This is a genomic window from Bradyrhizobium sp. B117 (genome assembly GCF_038969555.1).
GTDB lineage: Bacteria > Pseudomonadota > Alphaproteobacteria > Rhizobiales > Xanthobacteraceae > Bradyrhizobium.
In genome coordinates this window covers 5833675-5858404 of record NZ_CP152414.1, presented here as the reverse complement: position 1 = coordinate 5858404, position 24730 = coordinate 5833675, and the positions used below count along the sequence as shown (strand labels likewise).

General features: G+C 65.0%; 33 protein-coding genes and 1 pseudogene. 20 read left to right on the top strand and 14 right to left on the bottom strand.

From position 1 onward, the window contains the following. Positions 1 to 8: 8 nt before the first annotated feature. On the bottom strand, positions 9 to 899 hold the full coding sequence (locus tag AAFG16_RS28820; RefSeq protein WP_342730698.1) for a LysR family transcriptional regulator: 891 nt from the start codon (positions 897 to 899) through the stop codon (positions 9 to 11). A 109-nt stretch (positions 900 to 1008) separates the two neighbouring features. Between AAFG16_RS28820 and AAFG16_RS28815 the strand changes: the two genes are divergently transcribed. Next, positions 1009 to 1734: an SDR family oxidoreductase gene (locus tag AAFG16_RS28815; protein ID WP_342730696.1), complete on the top strand. Its 726-nt coding sequence runs from the start codon at positions 1009 to 1011 to the stop codon at positions 1732 to 1734. On the opposite strand, the gene AAFG16_RS28810 is transcribed toward AAFG16_RS28815, so the two are convergent. From AAFG16_RS28810 to AAFG16_RS28800, 3 genes are all read right to left on the bottom strand, one after another. After that, positions 1731 to 2603, bottom strand: coding sequence for a bifunctional helix-turn-helix transcriptional regulator/GNAT family N-acetyltransferase (locus tag AAFG16_RS28810; protein WP_342730694.1), 873 nt, complete (start codon positions 2601 to 2603; stop codon positions 1731 to 1733). The genes AAFG16_RS28815 and AAFG16_RS28810 overlap by 4 nt on opposite strands. A gap of 45 nt (positions 2604 to 2648) precedes the next feature. Further along, positions 2649 to 3062 (bottom strand): cupin domain-containing protein, encoded by a 414-nt coding sequence (locus tag AAFG16_RS28805; RefSeq protein ID WP_342730692.1) that lies wholly within the window; start codon positions 3060 to 3062, stop codon positions 2649 to 2651. Positions 3063 to 3137: 75 nt separating this feature from the next. Then, positions 3138 to 3539 carry an Ohr family peroxiredoxin gene (locus AAFG16_RS28800; RefSeq protein WP_342730690.1) on the bottom strand — a complete coding sequence of 134 codons (402 nt, stop codon included), beginning with the start codon at positions 3537 to 3539 and terminating at the stop codon, positions 3138 to 3140. Between the two features lie 104 nt (positions 3540 to 3643). Between AAFG16_RS28800 and AAFG16_RS28795 the strand changes: the two genes are divergently transcribed. Continuing rightward, entirely contained in the window at positions 3644 to 4156 is a 513-nt protein-coding gene (locus AAFG16_RS28795; protein WP_342730688.1) for a MarR family transcriptional regulator, read from the top strand. 18 nt (positions 4157 to 4174) lie between these two features. On the opposite strand, the gene AAFG16_RS28790 is transcribed toward AAFG16_RS28795, so the two are convergent. From AAFG16_RS28790 to AAFG16_RS28775, 4 genes are read right to left on the bottom strand one after another with little or no spacing between them, the layout of a single operon-like run. After that, positions 4175 to 4528 carry an MmcQ/YjbR family DNA-binding protein gene (locus tag AAFG16_RS28790; protein ID WP_283079721.1) on the bottom strand — a complete coding sequence of 118 codons (354 nt, stop codon included), beginning with the start codon at positions 4526 to 4528 and terminating at the stop codon, positions 4175 to 4177. Positions 4529 to 4569: 41 nt separating this feature from the next. Further along, complete coding sequence (locus AAFG16_RS28785) at positions 4570 to 5613, bottom strand: low specificity L-threonine aldolase (protein WP_342730686.1); 1044 nt, start codon at positions 5611 to 5613, stop codon at positions 4570 to 4572. Then, positions 5613 to 6653 carry a dicarboxylate/amino acid:cation symporter gene (locus AAFG16_RS28780; RefSeq protein ID WP_342730684.1) on the bottom strand — a complete coding sequence of 347 codons (1041 nt, stop codon included), beginning with the start codon at positions 6651 to 6653 and terminating at the stop codon, positions 5613 to 5615. Before AAFG16_RS28780 ends, AAFG16_RS28785 begins: the two co-directional genes overlap by 1 nt. After that, positions 6650 to 7333, bottom strand: coding sequence for a GntR family transcriptional regulator (locus AAFG16_RS28775; RefSeq protein ID WP_342730682.1), 684 nt, complete (start codon positions 7331 to 7333; stop codon positions 6650 to 6652). Before AAFG16_RS28775 ends, AAFG16_RS28780 begins: the two co-directional genes overlap by 4 nt. 91 nt (positions 7334 to 7424) lie before the next feature. On the opposite strand from AAFG16_RS28775, the pseudogene AAFG16_RS28770 reads away from it, so the two are divergent. Together AAFG16_RS28770 and AAFG16_RS28765 are read left to right on the top strand one after the other, a co-directional pair. Next, positions 7425 to 7538, top strand: a pseudogene (locus tag AAFG16_RS28770) (PadR family transcriptional regulator); the annotation flags it as partial. Positions 7539 to 7546: 8 nt separating this feature from the next. Beyond that, positions 7547 to 8191, top strand: coding sequence for a class I SAM-dependent methyltransferase (locus tag AAFG16_RS28765; protein WP_342730680.1), 645 nt, complete (start codon positions 7547 to 7549; stop codon positions 8189 to 8191). Here AAFG16_RS28765 and AAFG16_RS28760 read toward each other — a convergent pair. Beyond that, on the bottom strand, positions 8172 to 8405 hold the full coding sequence (locus tag AAFG16_RS28760; protein ID WP_342730678.1) for a 4-oxalocrotonate tautomerase family protein: 234 nt from the start codon (positions 8403 to 8405) through the stop codon (positions 8172 to 8174). The two genes, AAFG16_RS28765 and AAFG16_RS28760, sit on opposite strands and share 20 nt — an antisense overlap. Positions 8406 to 8428: 23 nt before the next feature. Beyond that, entirely contained in the window at positions 8429 to 9169 is a 741-nt protein-coding gene (locus tag AAFG16_RS28755) for an SDR family oxidoreductase (RefSeq protein ID WP_342730676.1), read from the bottom strand. A gap of 104 nt (positions 9170 to 9273) precedes the next feature. Between AAFG16_RS28755 and AAFG16_RS28750 the strand changes: the two genes are divergently transcribed. From AAFG16_RS28750 to AAFG16_RS28700, 11 genes are all read left to right on the top strand, one after another. Then, positions 9274 to 10167 carry a LysR family transcriptional regulator gene (locus tag AAFG16_RS28750; protein WP_342730674.1) on the top strand — a complete coding sequence of 298 codons (894 nt, stop codon included), beginning with the start codon at positions 9274 to 9276 and terminating at the stop codon, positions 10165 to 10167. 230 nt (positions 10168 to 10397) lie between these two features. Beyond that, positions 10398 to 12062, top strand: coding sequence for an acetolactate synthase large subunit (locus AAFG16_RS28745; RefSeq protein ID WP_342730672.1), 1665 nt, complete (start codon positions 10398 to 10400; stop codon positions 12060 to 12062). 229 nt (positions 12063 to 12291) lie between these two features. Next, on the top strand, positions 12292 to 12639 hold the full coding sequence (locus AAFG16_RS28740) for a Lin0512 family protein (RefSeq protein WP_018646107.1): 348 nt from the start codon (positions 12292 to 12294) through the stop codon (positions 12637 to 12639). A gap of 4 nt (positions 12640 to 12643) precedes the next feature. After that, entirely contained in the window at positions 12644 to 13336 is a 693-nt protein-coding gene (locus AAFG16_RS28735; protein ID WP_342730669.1) for a GNAT family N-acetyltransferase, read from the top strand. A gap of 71 nt (positions 13337 to 13407) precedes the next feature. Beyond that, entirely contained in the window at positions 13408 to 14592 is a 1185-nt protein-coding gene (locus AAFG16_RS28730) for a serine hydrolase domain-containing protein (protein ID WP_342730666.1), read from the top strand. A 95-nt stretch (positions 14593 to 14687) separates the two neighbouring features. Continuing rightward, a complete protein-coding gene (locus AAFG16_RS28725) occupies positions 14688 to 14897 on the top strand; it encodes a DUF2892 domain-containing protein (protein WP_283079709.1) in 210 nt (69 codons plus the stop codon). Continuing rightward, a complete protein-coding gene (locus AAFG16_RS28720) occupies positions 14894 to 15415 on the top strand; it encodes a sigma-70 family RNA polymerase sigma factor (protein ID WP_342730662.1) in 522 nt (173 codons plus the stop codon). The genes AAFG16_RS28725 and AAFG16_RS28720 overlap by 4 nt, the downstream gene beginning before the upstream one ends. A 3-nt stretch (positions 15416 to 15418) precedes the next feature. Beyond that, positions 15419 to 15766 carry a carboxymuconolactone decarboxylase family protein gene (locus tag AAFG16_RS28715; RefSeq protein WP_342730660.1) on the top strand — a complete coding sequence of 116 codons (348 nt, stop codon included), beginning with the start codon at positions 15419 to 15421 and terminating at the stop codon, positions 15764 to 15766. Positions 15767 to 15771: 5 nt separating this feature from the next. Next, complete coding sequence (locus AAFG16_RS28710) at positions 15772 to 16437, top strand: DUF429 domain-containing protein (RefSeq protein ID WP_342730658.1); 666 nt, start codon at positions 15772 to 15774, stop codon at positions 16435 to 16437. Between the two features lie 117 nt (positions 16438 to 16554). Further along, the gene (locus AAFG16_RS28705; RefSeq protein WP_342730656.1) at positions 16555 to 16698 is read left to right on the top strand and encodes a hypothetical protein; all 144 of its coding nucleotides are present in this window, start codon (positions 16555 to 16557) and stop codon (positions 16696 to 16698) included. Between the two features lie 79 nt (positions 16699 to 16777). Next, the gene (locus tag AAFG16_RS28700; protein ID WP_342730654.1) at positions 16778 to 17482 is read left to right on the top strand and encodes a glutathione S-transferase N-terminal domain-containing protein; all 705 of its coding nucleotides are present in this window, start codon (positions 16778 to 16780) and stop codon (positions 17480 to 17482) included. Positions 17483 to 17484: 2 nt separating this feature from the next. Here the strand turns inward: AAFG16_RS28700 and AAFG16_RS28695 are convergent, their stop codons facing one another. The 3 genes from AAFG16_RS28695 to AAFG16_RS28685 all read right to left on the bottom strand — a co-directional run bounded on the left by AAFG16_RS28695 (position 17485) and on the right by AAFG16_RS28685 (position 19488). Continuing rightward, entirely contained in the window at positions 17485 to 18267 is a 783-nt protein-coding gene (locus tag AAFG16_RS28695) for a sulfite exporter TauE/SafE family protein (protein ID WP_342730652.1), read from the bottom strand. 3 nt (positions 18268 to 18270) lie between these two features. Further along, a complete protein-coding gene (locus tag AAFG16_RS28690; RefSeq protein WP_342730650.1) occupies positions 18271 to 18903 on the bottom strand; it encodes a TetR/AcrR family transcriptional regulator in 633 nt (210 codons plus the stop codon). A 213-nt stretch (positions 18904 to 19116) separates the two neighbouring features. After that, positions 19117 to 19488 carry a tRNA-binding protein gene (locus AAFG16_RS28685; protein WP_342730648.1) on the bottom strand — a complete coding sequence of 124 codons (372 nt, stop codon included), beginning with the start codon at positions 19486 to 19488 and terminating at the stop codon, positions 19117 to 19119. 103 nt (positions 19489 to 19591) lie between these two features. Between AAFG16_RS28685 and AAFG16_RS28680 the strand changes: the two genes are divergently transcribed. After that, the gene (locus tag AAFG16_RS28680) at positions 19592 to 19945 is read left to right on the top strand and encodes an ArsC family reductase (protein WP_342730646.1); all 354 of its coding nucleotides are present in this window, start codon (positions 19592 to 19594) and stop codon (positions 19943 to 19945) included. A 24-nt stretch (positions 19946 to 19969) separates the two neighbouring features. Here the strand turns inward: AAFG16_RS28680 and AAFG16_RS28675 are convergent, their stop codons facing one another. Continuing rightward, positions 19970 to 20653: a hypothetical protein gene (locus AAFG16_RS28675; RefSeq protein WP_283079699.1), complete on the bottom strand. Its 684-nt coding sequence runs from the start codon at positions 20651 to 20653 to the stop codon at positions 19970 to 19972. 312 nt (positions 20654 to 20965) lie between these two features. Between AAFG16_RS28675 and AAFG16_RS28670 the strand changes: the two genes are divergently transcribed. From AAFG16_RS28670 to AAFG16_RS28655, 4 genes are all read left to right on the top strand, one after another. Beyond that, complete coding sequence (locus AAFG16_RS28670) at positions 20966 to 21721, top strand: ABC transporter ATP-binding protein (RefSeq protein WP_027557526.1); 756 nt, start codon at positions 20966 to 20968, stop codon at positions 21719 to 21721. Next, entirely contained in the window at positions 21714 to 22460 is a 747-nt protein-coding gene (locus tag AAFG16_RS28665; RefSeq protein WP_235546869.1) for an ABC transporter ATP-binding protein, read from the top strand. Before AAFG16_RS28670 ends, AAFG16_RS28665 begins: the two co-directional genes overlap by 8 nt. Positions 22461 to 22571: 111 nt before the next feature. Further along, positions 22572 to 23795: an ABC transporter substrate-binding protein gene (locus AAFG16_RS28660; RefSeq protein ID WP_342730641.1), complete on the top strand. Its 1224-nt coding sequence runs from the start codon at positions 22572 to 22574 to the stop codon at positions 23793 to 23795. Between the two features lie 71 nt (positions 23796 to 23866). Next, positions 23867 to 24730, top strand: a complete 864-nt coding sequence (locus AAFG16_RS28655; protein WP_027557529.1) for a branched-chain amino acid ABC transporter permease — start codon at positions 23867 to 23869, stop codon at positions 24728 to 24730.

The window sequence follows — 24730 nt, the reverse complement described above, 5'->3', positions numbered from 1 at the left end:
CCTTCGGCTCACGCGCGCCGCCGCAGGTGGTCGATCAGCGCGCGTAGTTTTGGCGCAAGGTTGCGGCGGCTCGGATAATAGAGATAGAAGCCGGCGAAGAAGGGACAATAGTCCTCCAGGATCGGCACCAGCTCGCCGCGCGCGATTGCAGGGCGAAAGCTCGCCTCCATGCCGAAGGTGATGCCCGCGCCCGCCACCGCCAGCTTGATCATGAGCGCCATGTCGTTGGTGGTGATCTCGGGCGCCACCGCGACGCTGAACTCCTTGCCGCCCTCCGCAAACTCCCAGCGATAAGGCGTAACGTTCGGTGCCGGACGCCAGCCGATGCAGCGAAAGGACGGAAGCTCGGACGGGTGGGAGGGCACGCCGAAGCGGTCGCGAAACGACGGGGCGCAGACCGCGAGCTGGCGTTCGTCGCCGGCGATCGGCACCGCGATCATGTCCTGCTCGATGACCTCGCCGAGCCGAACGCCGGCGTCATAGCCGGCGGCGACGATGTCGAACTCCGCGTCGGTCACGGTGACGTCGAGCTGCACCTCCGGATTTGCTTCAGCGAAAGACGCGAGAAACGGTCCCGACAGAAAATGCTCGGCGATCGAGGACACCGCGAGCCGCAAAAGTCCGCGCGGCCGTCCCTGCAATGCCTCGGTGTTGCCGAGCGCGGCGCGCATGTCGGCGAGGGCGGGGGCGATTTCCGCATGCAGCCGCTCGCCGGCCTCGGTCAGGCTGACGCTGCGCGTCGTGCGCTGGACCAGCGCGATGCCGACCGTTTCCTCGAGCCGCTGGATGGTCTGGCTCACGGCCGAGCGCGTTACCCCGAGACGGTCGGCAGCGGCGCGAAAATTCCGCTCTTCGGCGACCAGCGCAAAGACGGCGAGGGCGTTGAGATCGTGTTCCATTGGTTAGATCAGCTTGCCGAACTGGTTAAGGATCGTCGTCTTATCACGACGGCGGCTCCGGTTCATCTTTCGCGCGGCTACTGCCGACGCGATCGAAAAAGGACCCCTCATGGCAATGGATAAAATCGTTCTCATCACTGGCGCCTCCAGTGGCATCGGCGCAGGCATCGCCCGCGAACTCGCCGCGGCAGGTGCAAAGGTCTTGCTGGGCGCGCGGCGCGTTGATCGTCTGAAGGATCTCGCAGCCGAGCTGAACGCTGCAGGCGGAACGGCGCTCGCGCATCCGCTCGACGTCACCGACCGCGCCAGCGTCGCCGCCTTTGCCAGTGCCGCGCGCGGCGTCTGGGGGCGGGTGGACGTCATCATCAACAATGCCGGCGTGATGCCGCTGTCGCTGATGGCCTCGCTGAAGGTCGAGGAGTGGGACCGGATGGTCGACGTCAACATCAAGGGCGTGCTGTACGGCATCGCGGCCGTGCTGCCGGAGATGGTCGCGCGCGGTTCGGGTCATGTGATCAACATCGCCTCGATCGGCGCGCTGAGCGTATCGCCGACCGCGGCGGTCTATTGCGCCACCAAATACGCAGTGCGGGCGATCTCGGACGGCCTGCGCCAGGAGCACGGCAACATCCGCGTCACCTGTATCCATCCCGGCGTGGTCGAAAGCGAGCTCGCCAGCACCATCACCGATCCCGCCGCGGCCGAAGCGATGAAGACCTACCGGGCCATTGCGCTCCAGCCGAACGCGATCGCCCGCGCGGTGCGCTTTGCGATCGAGCAGCCCGATGATGTCGACGTCAACGAGATCGTGGTGCGGCCGACGCGGACGACTTAGAGCCGCTTCTCGAAGAACAGGTCCGGATAGGGATCGTCGTTGAAACGCGGGATCTCGCGCCAGCCGGTGGTGCGGTAGAGCTGGTCGGCCTCGGGCAGCGCGCTGTTGGTGTCGAGCCGCAGTAGCGCGATGCCGAGCTCGCGCGCTGTGGCCTCGGTTGCGTCCATCAGGCGCCGGCCGAGCCGCAAGCCGCGCGCGGCAGGAGCGACCCAGAGCCGCTTGATCTCGGCGTAGCCGTGGTCGGTTCCCTTCAGTCCGACGCAGCCGAGCGGCAGCGCGTCCGACATCGCGACGATGAAGCTGCCGCGCGGGCGGCACATGTCCTTGGCGTCGGGATCGCGCGACAACGAGACGTCAAAGCCCTGTTTGAAGCGGCGGCCGAGCTCGGCATAGTACTCGCCGAGGCAGTAGCGCGCCTCCTGGCTCTGCGGATCCATCTCATCCAGCGTGACGCGCTCGCGCGTCAGGGCTGCGGCGATCAAGTCCATCGCCGCGAGCAGCGCCTCGCGCTGCGAATGCCGGGCAAGGAAGCCCTCGGCCTGCGTGTTCGACAGCGCTTCATACGCTGCGAACTCGCGCCGGCCCGCGCGCTTCAGCGTGGCGACGCGGCGGCGCGCGTCGTCCGCATGCGCATGGGTCTCGACCAGTCCCTCGTCTTCGAGGCTGCGCAGCAGCCGGCTCATCAGCCCGGAATCGAGGCCGAGATAGTCGCGGATCTCGGCGACGTCCGAGCGTCCGTGCCCGATCGCGTTGAGCACGCGTGCGGCCCCGAGCGGTCGCCCGCGTCCGAGAAACGAATTGTCGAGCGCGCCGACGGCGGAGGTGACTGCACGGTTGAAGCGGCGAACGCGGGAGACCGGGTCGAGCATGATATCTGACTTTAGTCAGATATCGTATTTGGGTCAATCGGGAGATTACCTCGTCAGCGTCAGCAGCGGCTTGTCCTTCTCGACGATATAGGTCGCAAGCTCGCTCGCAGGCACCGCGCCGACGTTCTTCGCGGCATGCACCGTGCCGGCCGGGATGAACAGCACGTCGCCGGTCTTCAAGGTCAGCGGCGGCTTGCCTTCGACGTCGTATTCGATAGCGCCTGCCAGCACGTAGATGATCTCTTCGCCCGGATGGGTGTGCCGACCGAACGCCACGCCGGGGGCGAGGTCGACGCGGACCTGAACAGCCTCGCGTCCGGGCGCGCTGAGATCGTGGCGCTGCAAATCCATGCGCGTGATGCCGGACGGCTGCGCCGCCGCGGGGAGGGTGAGAAGATTGGTGGCGAGCACGGCCGCGCTGGCGAGGATACGTGCGGCTGACGAAAGACGGTGGCCCATGATCGGCTCCTGATGGTCGCTGGATGGATTGAAACCGCACGGGCCCGGCCGATAGAGGCCGGGCCGCGTCGCGCGTCAGACCAGAGTCGTCGTCATCTCGATGTTGCCGTGCACCGCTTTGGAGTAGGGGCAGATGCCATGCGCGGCCTCGATCAGCTCCTGCGCAACCGTGCGGTCGACGCCGGGCACGCTGACGTCGAGCCGGGCGCGCAGGAAGAAGGCGCCGTTGGCGTTGTTGAGGTCGATGGTGGTGTCGACCGAGGGCTCGCTCGGCAACTTGACCTTGCGCTGCGCGGCGGCGAGCCCGAGCGCGCCGAGGTAGCAGGCCGACCAGGCGGCGGCGAACAGGTTTTCTGCGGCCGGATGCGGCTGGGCCAGCTTGATGTCGAGCGACCCGTCGCTGGAGCGCGCGGCACCGTCGGCGCCGGAGGTGACGTGGGTCTTGCCGGTGAAGAGGAGCTTGGCAGCGGTGGACATGGGGGATTCCCTTCGGGTTAAAAATAAATCGTGTCCGATATAATCGGATGCGTGCTGAAATAAACCCGATGTTCGGACCGGTCAAGCTCTTCCGATTTAATCGGATGCGATTTATATTGGTCGCGAGATCACGAATTGCGGAGGTTCCCGTGGCCCGTACCCCCAAAGCCGCCGAGAAACGGCGAAAACTGTCGAATTTCCTGTGCTTTGCGGTCTATTCGGCCAATCTCGCCTTCGGCCGCGCCTACAAGCCGCTCCTGGACAAGGTCGGGCTGACTTACACCCAGTACATCGCGATGGTGGCGCTGTCGGACGAGGACGAGCTGACCGTCAGCGCGCTCGGCGAGAAGCTGTTTCTGGAATCCAACACGTTGACGCCGATCCTGAAGAAGCTCGAGCAGATGGGGCTGATCAAGCGCCACCGTGATCCCGCCGACGAGCGGCAGGTGCGCCTGAGCCTGACGCCGGCGGGGCGCAAGCTGATCGAGCAGGATCTCGGCGGATCCCTGATCGAGGCGACTGGCCTCGGCGACGAGTTTCCGGTGGTGCAGAAGACGGTGAGCCGGCTGCGCGACAATCTCTTGCGTCATGGCAAGTCGAACGAGGAAACGGCCTGACGCGCGCTCTGCGCGCGCTCACTCCAGCCCCAGCGCCTTGCGCGACTTCCGCGTCAGCCTTGCGACGACCAGGGCATGGGCCTGCGCGAGATAGGCCGTGAGCTCGGCGTCGGGCAGGGCGTTGTTGCCGATGAGTTGCACCCATTTCGCGCGCGCAAGGTATGGCGCCGGCCGTGCGACACCATGTTCGATCAACATCGTGTAGGCCATGTCCGAGACCTTGAACATGTAGCCACCGGTACCAGCGGCAAAGCCGCCACCGAGCGCGAACATCTTGCCGCCGACCTTGAATACGGAGGTGCCTTCCCACTGCACCACCTTGGTGGTCGCGGGCAGACGCAGGCAGCGCGTTTCGAAGCTCTTCGGAGTCATGGCACGAGCGATAGCACGCTGCCCGCGGCTTGCAACGCGGGCTACCCCCGGACCGCCGCGAAGGCTGCAATGGTGCGATCCACTGCCGCGTCATCGATATGGCGATGGGTGACGAGCCGCAGCTGCGAGGGGCCGCTTGCCTGCACCAGGACGCCGTGCTGCTTCACGCCGTCGGCCCAGGCGGCGGCGTCGCGCGTAGTTGCGGAGACATCGACGCGGAGGATGTTGGTCTGCACATGGTCGGGGTCGGCGAGGGCGGGGTCGAGCCAGCTCAATGACGTCGCGAGCCGTTTGGCCGCCGCATGATCCTCGGAGAGACGCGCAATCATCGTCTCCAGCGCAACGAGCCCTGCGGCCGCAACGATGCCGGACTGCCGCATGGTGCCGCCGACGAGCTTTCGCAAGCCCCGCGCTCGCGCGACGAAAGCTGCGCTTCCGCAGAGCAGGCTGCCGACCGGCGCGCTCAGGCCCTTGGACAGGCAGACCATGACACTGTCGGCGTGCCCGGCGATCTGCGCCGCCGGCACGCCGAGGGCGATCGAGGCGTTGAAAAGGCGGGCGCCATCGAGATGCACGGGAATCCCGCGGGCTTGCCCGATCGCATGAATTCGTATCATGTGGGGAAGGGGCAGCACGGCGCCGCCGGCACCGTTATGCGTGGTCTCCATCGCGATCAGGCCGGGGCTACCAGAGGCGCGGATCGCGTCTTCGAGTGCCGTCTCGTCCATTGCGCCGCGACGGCTTTGGATGGGCTTCGGGATGAGCCCCGCGATCGTCACGACGCTACCGAGCTCCGAATTGAGCAGATGCGCGCCGCGATCGGCGAACACATCGGTGCCGCGCTCGGCATGAGCGAGCATGGCCAGCAGATTGCCCATCGTGCCGCTCGGCACGAACAGGGCAGCTTCCTTGCCGATAAGCGCGGCGCCGCGCGCTTCAACCGCGCGAACCGTCGGATCGCCCTCGCGGCCGTCATCGCCGAGCCGGGCATGTTGCATGCGCTCCAGCATCGCCGTCGTCGGCAGCGTGACGGTGTCGCTGCGCAGGTCGACGATGCCGTCATGGCTGCTGTCTTGCGCGCTCATCAGGCATCCTGCACTTTCAGACCCACCGCCACCGGCTGCGCCTCGTCGGCGACGACGTCGCCCGCGAACCGCTCGACCAGTTTCACAGCTACGGTGTTGCCGAACACGTTGATCGCCGTACGGCCCATGTCGAGGAAGGCGTCGACACCGGCGATGATCGCCAGCGCCTCGACCGGCAGCCCGATCGCCGATAGCACCATGGCGATCGCGACGAGCCCGCCGGAGGGAACGTTGGCGCTGCCCTTGCTCGCGATGGTCGTGACCATCACGATGGTGAACAGCGTCGACCAGGTCAGCGTCACGCCATAGGCCTCCGCAAGGAAGGTGACGGCGAGCGCGAAATACATGATGGCGCCGTCTCGGTTGAAGGCATAGCCGAGCGGCAGCACCACCGAGACGATGCGCTCGGAGGCGCCCATTGCCTTCAGCTTCTCCATGTGCAGCGGCAAGGTTACTTCGGAGGAGCGGGTGGAGAAGGCGAGGATCATCGGCTCCAACATCGCCGCCATCACCGCTTCCAGTACGGCGATCATGGGCTCGCCCACCTTGCCGATCGAGGCGAGCGCGAGGCCGAACAGGATGGCGAAGACCAGCGTCGGCAGGATCTTCTGCTCGGCCATCGCCGCGACGATGTTGGAGGGGATCATGTCCATGAAGAACTTGATCCAGTCGACCGACGCCGCGAGGTTCTGCGGCACCTTGCCGGTGGCGGCGAGCGGTGCGCCGGCGCCGGGATGGAAGGCGGCGTTGAGCAGCAGGCCGATCAGGATCGAGATCACCGTGGCGAGGTAGAAATAGCCGAGGCTGATCGCGGCGACGCGGCCCAGGACCTTCAGCTCGCTGCCCATCCGGTAGAGGCCGAGGGTCACGGCCGCGAACACCACGGGAATGACGATCATCTTCACCGCCTCGACGAAGGCGGTGCCGATCGGCCGCAGGCTCGCCCCGACATCTGGCCAAAGCAGGCCGACGCAAAGGCCCAGCACCAATCCGAGCAGCATCTGGAACACGAGCGGCAATCTGAGCAGCGGCCGGATCATGCGTGACGGTCTCCTTGTCCAGGGTATTGGGTGCGGATCGCGCCCAGCGCGGTGAGGCGCGCCTCGAAGGCGGACGACAGGTGCCGCCACATGCGCTGCTGCGCGGCGTCGGGGTCTTGCGCTTCGACAGCCGCGTAGATGTCGAGATGCTCGCTGACGGCCTGGCGCGTGCGCTCAGTGCTGTATTGCCGCATCTTCTGCAGGGCGAGGCCGCTCTGCGCGCGCAAATTGTCGTAGGACTGCACCAGCCGGCCATTGCCGGTCGCGCGAAACAGCCCGTCGTGGAAGGCCCAGCCGACCTGCTGGGCCTCTTCGACATCGAGTGTTGTGCGCGCCTCGATGCTGCGCAGCTCTTCCGCACAGTTGCGCAGCGGCTCGGTCGGCCCGCGCGTCGCGGCGAGATAGGCCGCCATGCCCTCGAGCGCGAGCCGCAATTCGTGGATCTCGTGCAGATCGTCGAACGACATCTGGCGTACGAAGGTGCCACGCATCGGATGGATGGTGAGCAGGCCGTCCTTGGCGAGTGCCTTGAGCGCCTCGCGGACCGGGGTGCGTCCGAGCGCCAGCCGGGTCGACAGGCTGCGTTCGGACAGCGGCTCATCGGGAGCGAACTCGCCGGAGGTGACGAGATCGCGGAGCAGCGAATAGGCGCGATCGCGCTCGAGAGAGTGGGTGACCATGGCTGACATACCAGCGGCATGTCAGCGGGATGTCAAGTCGATCTACTGATTTCACTGGCTAAACGCGCCTGGAGCGAAATCACGGACTTGTGCCCGCCACAATCTCAAGCGCGCGCTGCGCACCAAGCACGGCAGCGACTCCGCAGAAGCCCGCCGGATCGCTGCGATCCTGGATCGTGCCGCGGCGGAAATCCTCGGCAAGTGAGGTCGCAGATGAACGATCGGCCTCACAGTCCAATCCAGGACCCGCGCGTCAACGCCGTCATCGCGCGCCTGCAAGGCGCGCGGCAGCGGCCGGCGGGTGGCGGGCCGCGCGGCGCCTTCAACAGCCGCGATCCCCACGCCTATGCTGAGCAGGGCTTTTCGATCCATCCCGAGCAGGGCGAACTGATCTATCTGCTCTGCCGCGGCTTGCGCGCCACGCGCGTGGTCGAGTTCGCGACCTCGGTCGGCATGTCCACGCTCTATTTTGCGGCCGCCATCCGCGACAATGGCGGCGGCACCGTGATCGGCTCGGAGATCGTGCCGGCCAAGGTCGAGACTGCGAGGCGCAATCTCGCCAAAGCAGGCCTTGCCGACTATGCCGAGATCCGACAGGGCGATGCGCGGCAGACTCTCCGCGACCTCGGCGGCCCCGTCGACTTCGTCCTGATCGACGGCTGGCCGGGCGAGGAAGGTCCCTCGCTCGCGCGCGAGGTGATCGAGATCGTGGCGCCGCAGCTTCTGGTCGGCGGCTATGTCATGAACGACAACGCCGAACCTGATTATCTCGACTTTATCCGCGATCCCGACAACGGCTTCGTCTCGATGACGCTGCCGCTCAAGGGCGGCACCGAGCTCAGTCTGAAGGTGAACTGACGGCGTCGCTGGCGCGATAGGCCTCGGGAACCACGAACACCTCGTCGGCGCGGCCGTAGCCGCCGTCGGGCACCTCCTCGATCAGCACCATCGTATGCAGCCGTGCGGCTTCGCCAAAATAGTGGACGAACAGCGCGGTGAGGTTATGCACGATCTCCGCCTTCTGCGCCCGTGACAGCGCGGCCTCGGGGATCTTGATATTGGCGAAAGGCATGATGGGTCTCTCCGTGTGATGTGTCAGACCACGCCGCCATTGGCGCGGATGATTTGGCCGTTGACCCAGCCGCTGTCGCGGCCGGCAAGGAAGGCGACGATGCCCGCGATGTCGTCGGGCTGGCCGAGGCGGCCGAACGGGTTCATGGCGGCAATCGCACGCACCTGCTGCTCGCTCTTGCCCGCGAGGAACAGCCGGGTTTCGACCGGGCCGGGCGCGACCGCGTTGACGGTGATCTGCCGTCCGCCGAGCTCCTTGGCGAGGATGTGCGTCATGGCTTCGATCGCGGCCTTGGTTGCGGCGTAGACGCCGTAGCCGGGCTGATAGAGGCCGATGACGCTGGAGGAGAAGCTGACGATGCGGCCGCCGTCGCGGAGCCTCCGCGCAGCCTCGCGCAAGGAGCGGAACACGCTGTCGAGATTGATCGACGTCTGCCGCGCGAACGCCTCGTCGGTCACCTCGGCGAGCGGGGCGAGCTCCATGATGCCGGCATTGTTGACCAGGATGTCGACGCCGCCGAAGGCCTGCTCGGCCGCATCGAACAGCCGCGCCGGCGTTGCCGGATCGGCGAGGTCGGCCTGCACGGCGATGGCGCGTCCGCCGGCGGCCGCGATCTCGGCGACGAGTTCATCGGCAGCCGCTTTGCCGCTGGCATAGTTGATCGCGACCGCGATCCCGTCTTGCGCCAGCCGGCGGGCGATCGCCGCGCCGATGCCGCGGGAGCCGCCGGTGACGATGGCGGCACGCTGAACTTGGTTGGTCATGGCGGCTCTCCTCGATGTTGATGAGGGCGAGAATAGCTGGTCGCTATGGCCGGATAATCGCCCGAAACTTGCCATCACTTGTCGGGTGTGGTGAATAATCGGTCATGGATCGCTTTGACGCCATGCGCCTGTTCGTCCGTCTCGTCGAGCGGCGGAGCTTTACGGCTGCGGCTGCCGATCTCGGCATTCCCCGCTCGACGGCGAGCGAGGTCTTGCGCGGGCTCGAAGCGCGCCTCGGCGCGCGCCTGCTGGAGCGGACGACCCGCCACGTCACGCCGACGCTCGACGGCGAGGACTTTTATCGCCGCTGCGTCGCCATCCTCGCGGAAGTCGAGGAGGCGGAAGCCGCGATGCGCGACGCGCAACCTCGCGGCCTGCTCCGCATCGACGCGCATCCCTTGCTGACCCGGACCTTCATCCTGCCGCATCTGCCGGAGTTTCTTTCGCGCCATCCGCAGCTCGAATTGCAGATCGGGCAGGGCGACCGGCTGGTCGATCTCGTGCGCGAGGGCGTCGACTGCGTGATCCGGTCGGGCGAGCCCGGTGACAGCGGCATGATCCAGCGTCGCCTCGGCACGATCGCGGAGATCACGGTGGCAAGCCCGGCCTATCTTGCGCGTCACGGCATGCCGGCGATGCCTGATAAGCTCGAGGGACACCAGATGGTGGCCTTCGTCTCCTCGCGCACCGGCGACGTGCTGCCGCTGGAATTTTCTGTTGCCGGCGCACTGCGCCAGATCGTGCTGCCGAGCCGGGTGCGCGTGAACAATTCCGACACCATGGCCGACCTCGCACGGCTCGGCTTCGGCCTTGCGCAGGCGCCGCGTTATCGCTTCGCCGACGATCTCGCCAGCGGCGCGCTGGTCGAGGTGCTTGCCGGCTATCCGCCGTCGCCGACGCCGCTCTCGGCGCTCTATCCGCAGAACCGCCAGCTCGCGCTGCGCCTGCGCGTCTTTCTCGACTGGATCGCAGGGATTTTTGCTGCGGCGAAGCTTTGATGGAGGCCGCACTTCGGAGCCCGGCGTTGCGCCGAGCTCCGTCATTGCGGCTGTGTGCCTCAAACTCCGCCGTCATCGTCCGACTCAAGCCGGGGCATGACAGCGGAGTGTATCGGACGCACTGCGCATCACAGACCACGCCGCATTGTGAGTTGTGCCCGCGCCGCAGATCGCTACCATGCGCCCGCTCCTGCGGAACACGGGAGCCAGCACAACGAGCGGGAGGCGACATGAGTGGGCAGGAGCGCAAGGTGAAGGGCTCGGACCTGTTTGTCGCGGCGCTGGAGAATGAAGGCGTCGACCGCATTTTTGGCGTGCCCGGCGAGGAAAACCTCGACCTCGTCGAATCGCTGCGCACCTCCAAAATCGAACTGGTGCTGACCCGCCACGAGCAGGCCGCGGCCTTCATGGCGGCGACGCACGGGCGGCTGACCGGCAAGCCCGGCGTGTGTCTCTCCACTCTCGGTCCCGGCGCGCTCAATCTGTCCACGGGCGCGGCCTACGCCCATCTCGGCGCGATGCCGATGATCCTGATCACCGGCCAGAAGCCGATCATGAGCAGCCGGCAGGCGCGCTTCCAGATCGTGGATGTGGTGGCGACGATGAAGCCGCTGACAAAGCTGTCACGGCAGATCGTCAGCGCCTCCTCGATCCCGACCGTGGTGCGCGACGCGTTTCGCGTGGCGATGGAGGAGCGGCCCGGACCGGTGCATCTCGAGCTGCCCGAAGACATCGCCGGCGATGAAGTGCCTGCGGCCCCCGCGATCCCGGTTCATCCGATCGAGATCCCGGTCGCCCATCGCGCCGCGCTCGATCGTGCCGCCGAGATGATCTTGGCCGCGAAGCGTCCGCTGGTGATGATGGGGGCGGCGACCAGCCGGCCGCGGTCGACCCACGGCATCGCCAGCTTCGTGCGGCGGACCGGCATTCCGTTCTTCACCACGCAGATGGGGAAGGGCACAGTGCCCGGCGGCACCAATCTCTATATGGGTACCGCGGCGCTGTCCGAACGCGACTACGTCCATGACGCCATCGACGCCGCCGACCTCATCGTCGCGATCGGCCACGATCCCGTCGAGAAGCCGCCCTTCATCATGGGGCCGTCGGGGCCGAAGGTCATTCACGTCAGCTACACGCCGGCGAGCGTCGAGCTGGTCTATTTTCCTGATGCCGAGGTCGTCGGCGATGTCGGCCCGAGCCTGGAGCAGCTCGCCGATCGGCTCGAAGGCAAGCTACCGCAGGCCGCGACGCTGTTGCCGCTCCGCGAAGAGATCCTCAATCACATCGCCGATCGCGCCACCGAGGCGCGTTGGCCGCCGACGCCGCAGCGCATCGTGCACGACATCCGCCAGGTCATCCCCGAGAACGGCATCGTCGCGCTCGACAACGGCATGTACAAGATCTGGTTCGCGCGCAACTATCGCACCCGCGTCGCCAACACGCTGCTGCTCGACAACGCGCTGGCGACCATGGGCGCTGGCCTGCCGTCGGCGATGATGGCGGCGATGCTCTATCCCGATCGCCGCGTGCTCGCGGTCGCCGGCGACGGCGGCTTCATGATGAACAGCCAGGAGATGGAGACGGCCGTCCGCCTCAAGCTCAATCTGGTCGTGCTGGTGCTGGAGGACAACGCCTACGGCATGATCCGCTGGAAGCAGGCCGTCGATCATTTCGCCGATTACGGCATGACCTTCGGCAATCCGGATTTTGTTTTGTACGCCAACGCCTATGGCGCGAAGGGGCATCGGATCGAGAGCATCGACAGCTTTGGCCCGACGCTGGAGGCCGCCTTCAAAGAGGGCGGCGTGCATCTGGTCGTGATCCCGATCGACTATTCGGAGAACGTGCGGGTGCTGGTCGACGAGCTGCGCGCGCACGAGAAGTCGAAGGCGTGAAAGCTACAGTCTCGTGCCCCGGACGCGGCGCAGCGCTCCTTCAGCGGTGCGCTGCAGAGCCGGGGCCCATGCATCAGCGCATTTTGTGGCCTCCTGGGTCCCGGCTCTGCGCAGCAACGCCAAGGGCGTTGCAGCGCGTCCGGGACACGAGGGATGCGCTCGCACTTGTATTGCGACCACCGATCGCCGACATTCGTAACAATCACTTCACCAGCCACAGGACTATGAAATGACACGTGTTCGCTGCGTTACCGAGATGGGCATGGGCGTCGACGTCCACGGCAGGGACGCCACCAAGGCGGCGAAGCGGGCGGTGTCCGATGCCATCAGGCATTCGAGCCTGGGTTTCTTCAGGATGATCGGCAAGACCGCAAACGACATGTTCGTGGATGTCACGATCGGCGTACCCAACCCCGAGGCGGTCGACAAGGAAGCCGTTGCAAAGGAGCTTCCTTACGGCACCGTGACCGTCACCGCGGTCAAGGGCGGGCTGGAAATTCCCTCGGCCACGGAAGTGGCCAACGATCCCATCCTGATCGCCAATGCCGCCGTCATCGTCAGCTTCGACAAGGACTGACCCAGTGACCGACAGCGATGAGGCGCTTTTGGACCGTCCGATCTGGGGCGCGCTGACAACGAGCCATAAACATCTGGCCGAAGGCGGCCCGCGCGCGCTGTGCTATCCCCAGGACATGACGCCGTTCGCCGACATGGTCGACATGTCCGCAGGGAGTTTCGCCGCGCTCGGCGATCTCATGGCGCCCACGCAGGTTGTCGCGCTGTTCACGCCGGAGCCGGTCGATGTTCCCGTCGGCTTCAAGGTGGTGCTGTCTGAGAGCTGTGACCAGATGATCGGCTCACCGGCGGACAGCCCGCGGCGTGATGCCGAGATCGTCACGCTCGGGAAGGCCGACGTTCCCGCGATGACGGCATTGACGACGCTGACCAAGCCCGGACCCTTCGCCGCGCGGACGCACGAGCTCGGCACCTTCCTCGGCATTCGTGCCGGCGGCGAGTTGGTCGCGATGACGGGCGAGCGGATGAAGCCGGGCAAGTTCGTCGAGATGACCGCGGTCTGCGTCCATCCTGATCATCGCGGGCGCGGCTACGCGCAGGCGCTGCTCGCAGCTGTCGCGCGCCGGATCGAGGCGCGCGGCGAAATTCCGTTCCTGCATGTGTTTTCGAACAACACATCCGCAATCGCGCTGTACCAGCGACAGGGCATGCGCCTCCGTCGCCGCCTGCATGTGACGGCGTTCATGAAGCAGGAGTAGGCGTCCTTAGGGAGGCCCTTCATTTCCGGCGAAAGCGCGCTATATCATCCCAACCATAATGGGGGAGACGCATGGACGCCAGGACGCCAGATTTTTCCGCTGCGCGGACGGCGATGCAGCGGTACGTCGATCAGGAGATCATTCCCGGCGTATCCTGGGCGGTGCTGCGCGGGCGCGAGGTCGTGGACCAGCAATGCGTCGGCTTCGCCGATCGCGAGGCGAATACCGCGCTGCGTCCCGACCACATCTTCCGCGCGTTCTCCAACACCAAGATCTTCGTCACCTGCGCGATCATGCTGCTGGTCGAGGAAGGCCGCATCGGGCTCGATGACGCGATCGAGAAATTCCTGCCACAGCTTGGCAATCGCAAGGTGCTCAGGCAGGGCGCGACGAGCCTTGCCGACGTCGAGCCGGCGAACGGCCCGATCACGATCCGCCGGCTCCTGACCCACACGTCCGGACTGAGCTACGGTATCTTCGATCCCGGCACGGTGTTGTTCAAAGGCTACAACGAAGCGCGCGTGCTCAATCCGCTGACGCCGCTGACCGACATGATCGACAAGCTCGCCGATCTGCCGCTGTCCTATCATCCAGGCACTGGCTGGGAATACTCGGTCGCGACCGACGTGCTCGGCCGCGTCGTAGAGGTCGTCTCGGGCAAGTCCCTAGATGCCTTCCTCAAGGCGCGCATCTTCGATGCCCTCGGCATGACCGATACCGGCTTCTACGTGCCGGAGGCGCAGCAGGGCAGGCTGGTTGCGCTCTACAACGGCGCCGATGTGCTCGATCCCATGAAAGCGGGCCTGACGCGCGCCGACAATCTGCCTTACCCGCAGGCTTATCGGCGGTCGTTCCCACGGCTGTCGGGCGGCGGCGGTCTGGTCTCGACCTTGCCGGATATGCTGGCGCTGGTCCGCGCACTGCTGCCGGGGACGGATACACTGCTCAAGCCCGACACGCTGCGACAGATGATGACGAACCAGCTGCCCGCGGGCCAGTCCATCCGCTTTGCCAATCTCGGGCCGATCCCCGGCAAGGGCTTTGGGCTCGGCGGCGCCGTCACCTTCGCGCCGACGCCGTTCGATCCGCCGAACTCTACCGGCGAATTCCAATGGGGCGGCCTCGCGGGAACGCATTGGTGGATCTGCCCGGAGGCCAACACCGCCGGCGTGCTGATGGCCCAGCGCTACATGGGGTTCTGGAATCCGTTCTTCTTCGAGTTCAAGCGCCTGGCCTATCAGGCGGTCGGAGGCTGACCGCGAGAAAATTGCCGACCGCCGCGAATCCTTTCCGGTCTTCGCCTCCTCTTGATGGTCGAGGCATCTTGCCTCGGCTCATCTCGGAGGACGTGATGGCATTTTACAGGAAGAACATCGGCGGACTGCATCAGGCGGTGCGGATCGCCGCAGGAATCGCGGTGGCGCTCGCGGCATTGGTCTATCTCACAGGCGCCGCGGCGTGGCTGGTGGCGCTCGGCGGTGCCGGCTTCGCGTTGACCGGCCTCGTTGGCTATTGCCCGATGTGCGCGATGGCCGGGATCGGGAGAGGAGGCGTGTCGTGAGTGCGGCTGCGATCTCGCCAATCCTGTTCGAGGCGGCGCGGCTCGGCGATCCCCAGGCGATCGCTTCGCTGCTCGAGACGGCGCAGCCGGACATCCGCCGTTACGCCCGCGCGACCTGCCGCAGCTCGGCGGATGCCGAGGACGCAGCGCAGGAGGCGCTGTGGATCCTGTTCCGCCATGTCGGGACGATCCGCTCGCTGCTGGCGTTTTCGGGCTGGTTGTTCAGCGTGGTCCGCCGCGAATGCCTGCGGCTCGCGCGCAAAGCCGGCCTCGCGCCGGCGATCGACCAAGGCGAAGCGGAAGCGCTGATCCTTTCGCGTCCCGAAGCGGATCTGCGCCTCGACCTGGCCGCGGCCTTCGAGGCGCTGCCGCCGCATTACCGCGACGTCGCGCTGATGCGCGACGTCAAGGAAATGACCATCGATGACATCGCCGACGCACTCGGTGCCTCCAGGCAGACCGTCAAGGCCCGCCTGCATCGCGCCCGCGCCCTGATGCGCGAATATCTGACGAGATGAGCCATGACCGAATATCAAACCCCTGACGATCTGAAATCGATTCCGGCCTTCGTGGCGCTCGCGCCGGTCGAGGCCAACGCGTTCCTTGCGTTCAACCATGCGGTCGAACGCAAGGACGGCTTGATCCCGCCGAAATATCGCGAGCTGATCTCGCTCGCGGTCGCGCTCACCACGCAGTGCGCCTATTGCCTCGACGTGCACACGGCGCAGGCGGCGAAAGCCGGCGCAACGCGCGAGGAGGTGGCGGAAGCCGCGCTGATCGCGGCCGCGGTCCGTGCCGGTGGCACGCTCGGCCATGCGCTGCTGGCACAGCGCCTGTTCGAGCGGCATCGCGGCGAGGGGGAGAGCTAGGTCGCTTGCCCAACTATCTCGGCCTCGACGGATTTCGCTTCGGCTGGGTCGCGGCCTGGATCGACGAGCGCGGCGATCACGGCTTCGATTACTCGCCGGGGCTGACACGGCTGCTCGCAATGCCGCACGCGCGCGCGATGATCGACATGCCGATCGGATTGAAGCCGAGCGGCTACCGGGCCTGCGATTTGTACGCACGCGAGCTGGTCGGGCCTGCCGTGTTTCTCGGGGCGCGCCGTGACCTCTGGACCTTTCCCGATATGGCGGCAGCCAATCGGCACTATTGGGAACACGAAGGCAAGGGCAGGGGCGTCTCTGCGCAGCTCTGGAATATCAGGGACAAGATCAGGGACGTAGACGCGATCATGACGCCAGCGCGGCAGGCGACGATCGGGGAGGCGCATCCGGAATTGATTTTCTGGAATCTCGCCGGCCGCATGCGGCTTGCCAGGAAGACGTCTGCGGAAGGCCGCGAGCAGCGCATCGCGCTGCTGGCGCAAACCGGCTTCACCCGCCTGCCGAAATGGCTGACGCAGCGGCACGGCACCGGTATCGGCCGCGACGATCTCATCGATGCCTGCGCCTGTGCAACCGCTGCACGCGACAGCACGCAGCGTGTCGGCGGGGAGGAGGTCGATCCACGCGGGTTGCGGATGGAGATCAATTATTGAGGCGGTTCGCGGCTCACCAAAAATCGGGAAAAAGCGGCAATTAATTTGACGTATATAGGAACTGCCGGTGGTCGGACCGCGTTCCCCGTGCGAACCGATCACGGAGAATTCCTCGCGATGAATGATGCCAGTCAATTCGCGACCGCGATGCTCGCGCTCGTCTTCACCGGGGCGCTCCTCGTCACCGGGCAGCTCTTCATCGAGCGGCGCGCACAGCACGATGTGGTGTACGCCACCAGCCATTTGCCGCGGCCATTGTGATCCGGCCAACTGCCCGGCCTTGCGCCGTTCGCCGGCTCGCCTAGATTAGGCGGCGTCTCACGAACGCACCGGGGTCCCGATGTCCGATCTGTCCGCCTTTCCCATCACCAAGCGTTGGCCTGCGAAGCATCCCGAGTTGCTTCAGCTCTATTCGCTGCCGACGCCGAACGGCGTCAAGGTCTCGATCATGCTCGAGGAGATCGGGCTGCCTTACGAAGTCCATCTCGTCGATTTCGGCAAGGACGATCAGGCGACGGCAGAGTTTCGATCGCTCAATCCGAACGGCAAGATCCCTGCGATCCTCGATCCCAATGGTCCCGGTGGCAGGCCGCTGCCGCTGTTCGAGTCCGGTGCCATCCTGCAATATCTCGCGGAGAAGACCGGCAAACTGCTGCCGGAGGACGCCGCTTGCCGCTACCAGACCATCCAGTGGGTGCATTTTCAGATGGGCGGCATCGGCCCGATGTTCGGCCAGGTCGGCTTCTTCCACAAATTCGCCGGCAAGGATTTTGAGGACAAGCGGCCGCGCGATCGTTACGTCAGCGAGGCCAAGCGTCTGCTTGGCGTGATGGAGACGCATCTCTCCGGCCGGCAATGGTTCATGGACGACTACTACACCATCGCCGACATCTCGATGCTCGGCTGGGTACGCAATCTCATCGGCTTCTACGGCGCCGGCGATCTCGTCGAGTTCAATCAATTCAAGTCGGTCGGTGCCTGGCTCGAACGCGGGCTGGCGCGCCCGGCGGTGGAGCGCGGGCTGAACATTCCGAAGCGGCCGTAAGATCAGCCCAGCGCCTTGTACGTCATGTAGAACGCCATCAGCGCGACGAGGGCGATCATGGCCCGGCGCAGCGCCGATTTGCTGACGCCGTTGGCCATGCGCGCGCCGAGGTCGGTGCCGATCCACAGGCCGGCGACGATGCCGATGATGGCCGGGCAGCCGACCATCGCCCCTTTGCTCCAGTAGATCCAGGCCGCCGGAATGTTGGTCGGGATCACCGAGAAAATCAGGCTGACAAGTTGCGCCTGATGTTGCGGCACGCGCAGGCCCGCGGCGAGGCCGACGGTAATCGCGAGCCCGCCGCCGATGCCCATGAAGCCGGAGGAAAATCCGGCGAGCATGCCGATGAGGAGCAGTGGGAGCCGGGGCAGTTCGTCGTGGTCACGGGCCTTGATGCTGTCGTCCTTGCGCTCGCGGCGCAGGATCAGAAGCGCGATCAATGCAACGAGATAGACCACGTAAGTCCATTGCAGAACGGAGTCCGAAACCGACGCCGCGGCATAGCCGCCGCCGACGCCACCGACGAGAAATCCAATGCCGATCCAGATGATCCATTGCAGCGGACTGCGATTGCCGCTCTGCCAGTAGCGGCGCGCGCCGGCGAGGCCGGTTGGGGGGATTTGCGTGATCAGCGATGTGCCTTGGGCAACGTGTTGCTCGGCCCCGAGCAGCAGCACGGAGAAGATCACGAGGCCGCCACCCGGGCTCGTGCCTGTGAAACCCGATGCCAGCCCTGCGACCAGACCGACGCCAGCGCCGGCGAGGAGTTCATGAATCCAGGACATCGTTCATGTCCTGGATCGTCGCTTGACGTCCGGCTTCGTCGTGCGGAAGCCATCGATCACGCCACCGACGGCCGCCATGCAGGCCTCGACGTCAAAATCCTCGCCCCAGCACTTCTGCAGCACAAAACCCTGGAAGATCGCGATCAGCACACGCGCGATCGCATCGGCGCCGAGGTCGCGCTTGATCAGCCCGTCGTGCTGGCCGCGTTCGACCAGTGCCACGATCAGGGCACGCGGCATGTCGATGCCTTCGACGACGCTTAGACGGACGCGGCGGTTGCGCAGCGCTTCGGCCCAGCCATGGATGCCGACGCGTCGCCGCGCTTCACCGGCAGGGTCGGTGAGCCATTGCGCGTAGACGCGGACCAGCGCCTGCAGGCCTTCGATCGGATCGCCCGATCCTTGTGCGACCGAGTTGAGCACGGCCTCGCGGCGATGCCGGTCGTCGGCGAGCGCCTCGATCAGATCGTCCTTGCTCTGGAAGTAGAGATAGACCGCGCCGTGGCTCAGCCCCGACCGCTTCACGATGTCGGCCATGCCGGTCTGGTGGAAACCGTCCTCGGCGAAGCAGGCGAGGGCGGCTTCCAGAATCTGCTGCCGCCGGCCTTCGCGCTGCTTGTCGCTGATCTTGGGCATTTTGCGTCCGTAAATAACTGACTGATTGATCGTCTTCGCTGTCGGCGAGAGGCACTCCGAAAATGGTCGATCAGAATAAAAAAACGATCAGTCAGTCATTTTTAATGTGAAAATGCATTTTGGTCAAGTCCGGCCCGCCAGAGCCGGGAAAAGAGGAGGATTATTCGGTTGCGAACGCGCCCGGAGAGGCGACGGCCCGGCCCGACTGCGCCGCTAGAACAGCCGCCCGCCGTTCGGCACCGGCTTGCTCGGCTGCACCAGCACCACCTTGCCCTCGGCATCAGGGAAGCCGAGCGTCAGCACTTCGGAGACGACCGGCCCGATCTGGCGCGGCGGGAAATTGACGACGGCTGCGACCTGTTGTCCGACCAGCGTCTCGAGCGGGTGGTTTTCGGTGATCTGTGCCGAACTCTTGCGCACGCCAATCACAGGTCCGAAATCGATCCACAGCCGAAAGGCCGGCTTGCGCGCCTCCGGGAACGGCTTTGCGTCGACGATGGTGCCGACACGGATGTCGACCGCGAGGAAGGCGTTGAAGTCGATGGTCGGCGAGGCCGCGGCTGCGGGATCGTGGGTGACGTGCATAATCTGTCCGTTGGGAGAGTTGGCATCGTTCGCAATATTGTGGCGCGACGCGGAGTTTCGTACAACGCCGTGGTCACGATATGACGCATGCGCGGGGGACGTCTTGCCCAACATCATCTACGGCATCAAGAACTGCGACACCATGAAGAAGGCGCGCGCCTGGCTCGACACCCATGGCGTCGCGTATGAATTCCACGACTACAAGGCGGCGGGCGTCGAGAAGGACAAGCTCAAGCAGTGGAGCGACAAGGTCGGCTGGGAGACGCTGCTCAATCGCGCCGGCACGACTTTCAAGAAGTTGCCCGATGCCGACAAGGAAGGTCTCACCGAGAAGAAGGCGCTGGCGTTGATGCTGGCGCAACCATCGATGATCAAGCGACCGGTGCTGGAGATCGGCGGCAAGCTGCTGGTCGGCTTCAAGCCGGATATCTATGCCAAGGACGTCAAGACCAAATAGGTCGATGCCCGATCTCGCTGGACGTCAGTTCAGCTCGATGATCTCGGTGGTGGTGACGCCGGGCTGATCGACGAGCTCGACCACGTCGGCCGCCGCAATGCGGCCGGGGGCACGATGAAACAGGTCGCAGTCGATCACCGCGCGCAGCTTCGGGCGTGGCAGCGCGTCATTTCCGCGCATCAGATTCTTGATCTCGAAGCCGCCGTCCTCGCAGAAGGTCTTGAGCGAGGCGATGACGTGGCAGATCTTGCCGTCGGTCTGGAACGGCAGCAGCAGGCGCTCATAGGCTACGACGCGGCCGTAGATGTCGTCGACCTCAGCAACGCTGTAGACCGGAAGTCCGCGCGCGACGCATTCGTAATAGATCGGCATCACGAACGGCACGAGTCGTGGCCCGATATAGTCGTCGAGCAGAACGCCCTTGCCGGTATGTCCGTAGGCGCGCGAGATGCGAGTGCCTTCGCTCTGGATGGTCAGCCGCGGCGTCGGAGCTGAGGTGTCCACCGTGTAATAGATGAGATCCGACAGCTCATCCTCGAGTCTTGCCGGCTGATACTCCCAGATCGCCGGCACCATCTGCTCGCGCGCATAAAGTCGCAGCCACGTGTTCAGGAGATCACGCTGCCGGATCGACTTGACGACGGAGGGAGCGGCGCTTGCGAAATCCAAAACAATATTCCTGGCATGTAAAACCCGCACATGATCCATGTTGCGGGAAAATTTTCTATGAAGGCTGGTGCGGGGAACGAAAGACCGTTAACGACGGCTTGATGACCGGAGCTTTCGCGAACCGGGAGGCCAGGCAGGCGACATCAAAACGTCTCCGACTAAGGGAGCATTTGTATCCCAGCCGGAGGCCTGATCTGCTCAGCTTTCCGCCTTGCCTAACCCCCGTCACCTCCGGCATATTCCGCGCCCGGAGGCGGCGTTCCGGGACAGGCTCCAAGGCCTCCGGAAAGCCGAAGTAAACAAGGACAGCCACGCGCGGCCAGCGCGTCGTGCGGGCAGGGGGAAATCTGTTTGGCCGATGAGTTCATTCTCGAAACGGAAGGCTTGACCAAGGAGTTCGCGGGTTTCTTCGCCGTCCGCGACGTTGCGCTCAAAGTCCGCCGTGGGAGCATTCACGCGCTGATCGGCCCGAACGGTGCCGGCAAGACGACGTGCTTCAATCTTTTGACCAAGTTCCTGAAACCGTCTGCCGGGAAAATCCTGTACAAGGGCCAGGACATCACCGCGATGGCGCCGGCCGACGTGGCCCGCATGGGTCTCGTTCGTTCGTTCCAGATCTCGGCGGTGTTTCCGCATCTCACCGCGCTGGAAAACGTCCGTGTCGCGCTCCAGCGCCAGCACGGCTCCTCGTTCGACTTCTGGCGCTCGAAGTCCGTGCTCAATCGCTTCAACGATCGCGCACGCGAGCTGTTGAACGATGTCGGCCTCAGCGAGTTTGCCAACACGCCCGCGGTCGAGATGCCCTACGGGCGCAAGCGCGCACTTGAGATCGCAACCACGCTCGCGCTCGACCCTGAGATGATGCTGCTGGACGAGCCGATGGCCGGCATGGGCCACGAGGACATCGACAAAATCGCGGCGCTGATCAAGCGCATCTCCGCGAAATACACCATCCTGATGGTCGAGCATAATTTGAGCGTCGTCGCCAATCTCTCCGACATCATCACCGTGCTGACGCGCGGGCAGGTGCTGGCGCAGGGGCATTACGCAGAGCTCACCAAAGACGAGCGCGTCAAGGAAGCCTATCTGGGAGCCGGTCATGCCTGAGACTGCGATGGCCGAAGCTCCCGCGAAGGCCGCCACCGGCGGCAACATCCTTCAGGTCCGCAACCTCGAGGCCTGGTACGGCGAGTCCCACATCCTGCACGGGATCAACTTCGACGTGAATGCAGGCGAGGTCGTCACCCTGCTCGGGCGCAATGGCGCCGGCAAGACCACCACGCTGAAGTCGATCATGGGCATCATCGGCAAGCGGACCGGCTCGGTGAAGTTCAACAACCAGGACATCATCCGCGCGACCTCCGACAAGATCGCCCGCATGGGCATCGCGTTCTGTCCGGAAGAGCGGGGGATCTTCTCCAGCCTCGACGTGCGCGAGAATTTGCTGCTGCCGCCGGTGGTCCGCGCGGGCGGACTGCCGCTCGATCAGATCTTCGATCTGTTCCCGAACCTGAAGGAACGGCTGAACAGCCAGGGCACCAAGCTGTCCGGCGGCGAGCAGCAGATGCTGGCGATCGCGCGCATCCTGCGCACCGGCGCGAGCTTCCTGATGCTGGACGAGCCGACCGAAGGTCTTGCGCCCGTCATCATCCAGCAGATCGGTCACACCATTGCGCGGCTCAAGAAGGAGGGCTTCACGATCCTCCTCGTCGAGCAGAACTTCCGCTTCGCTTCCACCGTCGCCGACCGCTACTACGTGGTCGAACACGGCAAGATCATTGACGGATTTTCCAATTCGGAGCTTGCCGCCAACATGGACAAGCTCCACACCTATCTCGGTGTCTAGAGCATGATCAGGACCGGCAGGGCCGCGTTGGCACAAAGTGTGTAGCGGTTTTCCGAAGCGATCGTGCTCAAACTAAGAACGGCCAAAGAGAAAATTCAAAAGGAACGTTGCATGAAGACCAGGTCGATTGCGTCATTGCTGCTGACCACCGCGCTCACCATCGCCGCAACAGGCGTCGCGTTCGCGCAGGACAAGACCGTCAAGATCGGCGCGCTGTCCGATCAGTCGGGCCTCTACGCCGATCTCGGCGGTCCCGGCTCGACGCTCGCCGCGCAGATGGCCGTTGAAGATTCTGGTCTTGCGGCGAAGGGCTGGAAGATCGACATCATCTCCGGCGATCACCAGAACAAGCCCGACATCGGCACCGCGATCGCGCGGCAGTGGTTCGACGTCGACAAGGTCGACGTCATCGTCGACGTGCCGAATTCCGGCGTGGCGCTCGCGGTCAATAACGTCATCAAGGAAAAGAACGGCGTCTACATCAACTCTGGCGCAGCGACCTCGGACCTCACCAACGCACAGTGCTCGCCCAACACCGTGCACTGGACCTACGATACCTACATGCTGGCCCACACCACGGGCCAGGCGCTGGTGAAGGCCGGCGGCGACAGCTGGTTCTTCCTGACCGCAGACTACGCCTTCGGCGCGGCGCTCGAGCGCGACACCACGGCGGTGGTCACTGCCAACGGCGGCAAGGTCGTCGGCGGCGTCAAGCATCCGCTGAACACGCCGGACTTCTCGTCCTTCCTGCTGCAGGCGCAGGCCTCCAAGGCCAAGATCATCGGCCTTGCCAATGCCGGCGGCGATACCACCAACTCGATCAAGCAGGCGGCCGAATTCGGCATCGTCAAGGGCGGCCAGAAGCTCGCGGCGCTGCTGTTGTTCCTCACCGACGTCAAGGCGATCGGCCTCGAGACCGCGCAAGGCCTCAACTTCACCGAGACCTTCTACTGGGACATGGACGACAAGACCCGCGCCTTCTCGAAGAGGTTCTCGGAGAAGATGAAGAACAACGCCCCGCCGACCATGGTGCAGGCGGGCGTCTATGCGGGCGTGCGCCACTACCTCAAGGCCCTCGAAGCCCTCGGCGGCAATCCGCATGACGGAGTCAAGGTCGTCGAGAAGATGAAGTCGATGCCGACCGAGGACGATCTGTTCGGCAAGGGCGAGATCCAGCCCAACGGCCGCACCATCCACAACGCCTATCTGTTCGAGGTGAAGAAGCCCTCGGAGTCCAAGGGACCGTGGGACTTCTACAAGCTGGTCGGCACGGTGCCGGGCGACCAGGCCTTCACGCCGCTCTCCGAGAGCAAGTGCGCGCTGCTCAAGAAGTAAGACCAACAGCCCGCCGGCTTCGAGCCGGCGGGCAACTCTAGGGAACGCCGAAGGGACCGGGTGCGGGATCGATGCAGGCTCTATACGCTCAGCTACTGGTGGGACTGATCAACGGCTCGTTCTACGCGCTGCTCAGTCTCGGGCTTGCCGTGATCTTCGGCATGCTCAACATCATCAATTTCGCCCATGGCGCGCTCTACATGATGGGCGCCTTCGTCGCCTATTTCCTGCTCAACCTCGGCGGCATCAACTACTGGTGGGCGTTGCTGCTGGCCCCCATCATCGTCGGCATCTTCGGCATGATCCTGGAACGGACAATGCTGCAATGGCTGACCGGTCTCGACCATCTCTACGGCCTGCTGCTGACCTTCGGCATCGCGCTGATCGTGCAGGGCGTGTTCCAGAACTATTTCGGCTCCTCCGGCCTGCCTTACGCCATTCCGGACCAGCTCAAGGGCGGCATGAATCTCGGCTTCATGTTCTTGCCCGTCTATCGCGGCTGGGTGGTCATTTTCTCGCTGGTGGTGTGTCTGGCGACCTGGTTCCTGATCGAGAAGACGCGGCTCGGCGCCTACCTGCGCGCCGCCACCGAGAATCCGACGCTGGTACGCGCTTTCGGCATCAACGTTCCGCGCATGATCACGCTGACCTATGGTCTCGGCGTCGGCCTTGCCGCGCTCGCCGGCGTGCTTTCGGCGCCGATCAACCAGGTGCGGCCGCTGATGGGCGCCGACCTCATCATCGTCGTGTTCGCGGTGGTCGTGATCGGCGGCATGGGATCGATCATGGGCTCCATCATCACCGGCTTTGCGCTCGGTGTGATCGAGGGGCTGACCAAATATTTCTACCCCGAGGCGTCCAACACCGTCGTGTTCGTGCTGATGGTGCTGGTGCTCTTGGTGAAGCCAACGGGATTGACGGGAAGGGCGGCCTGA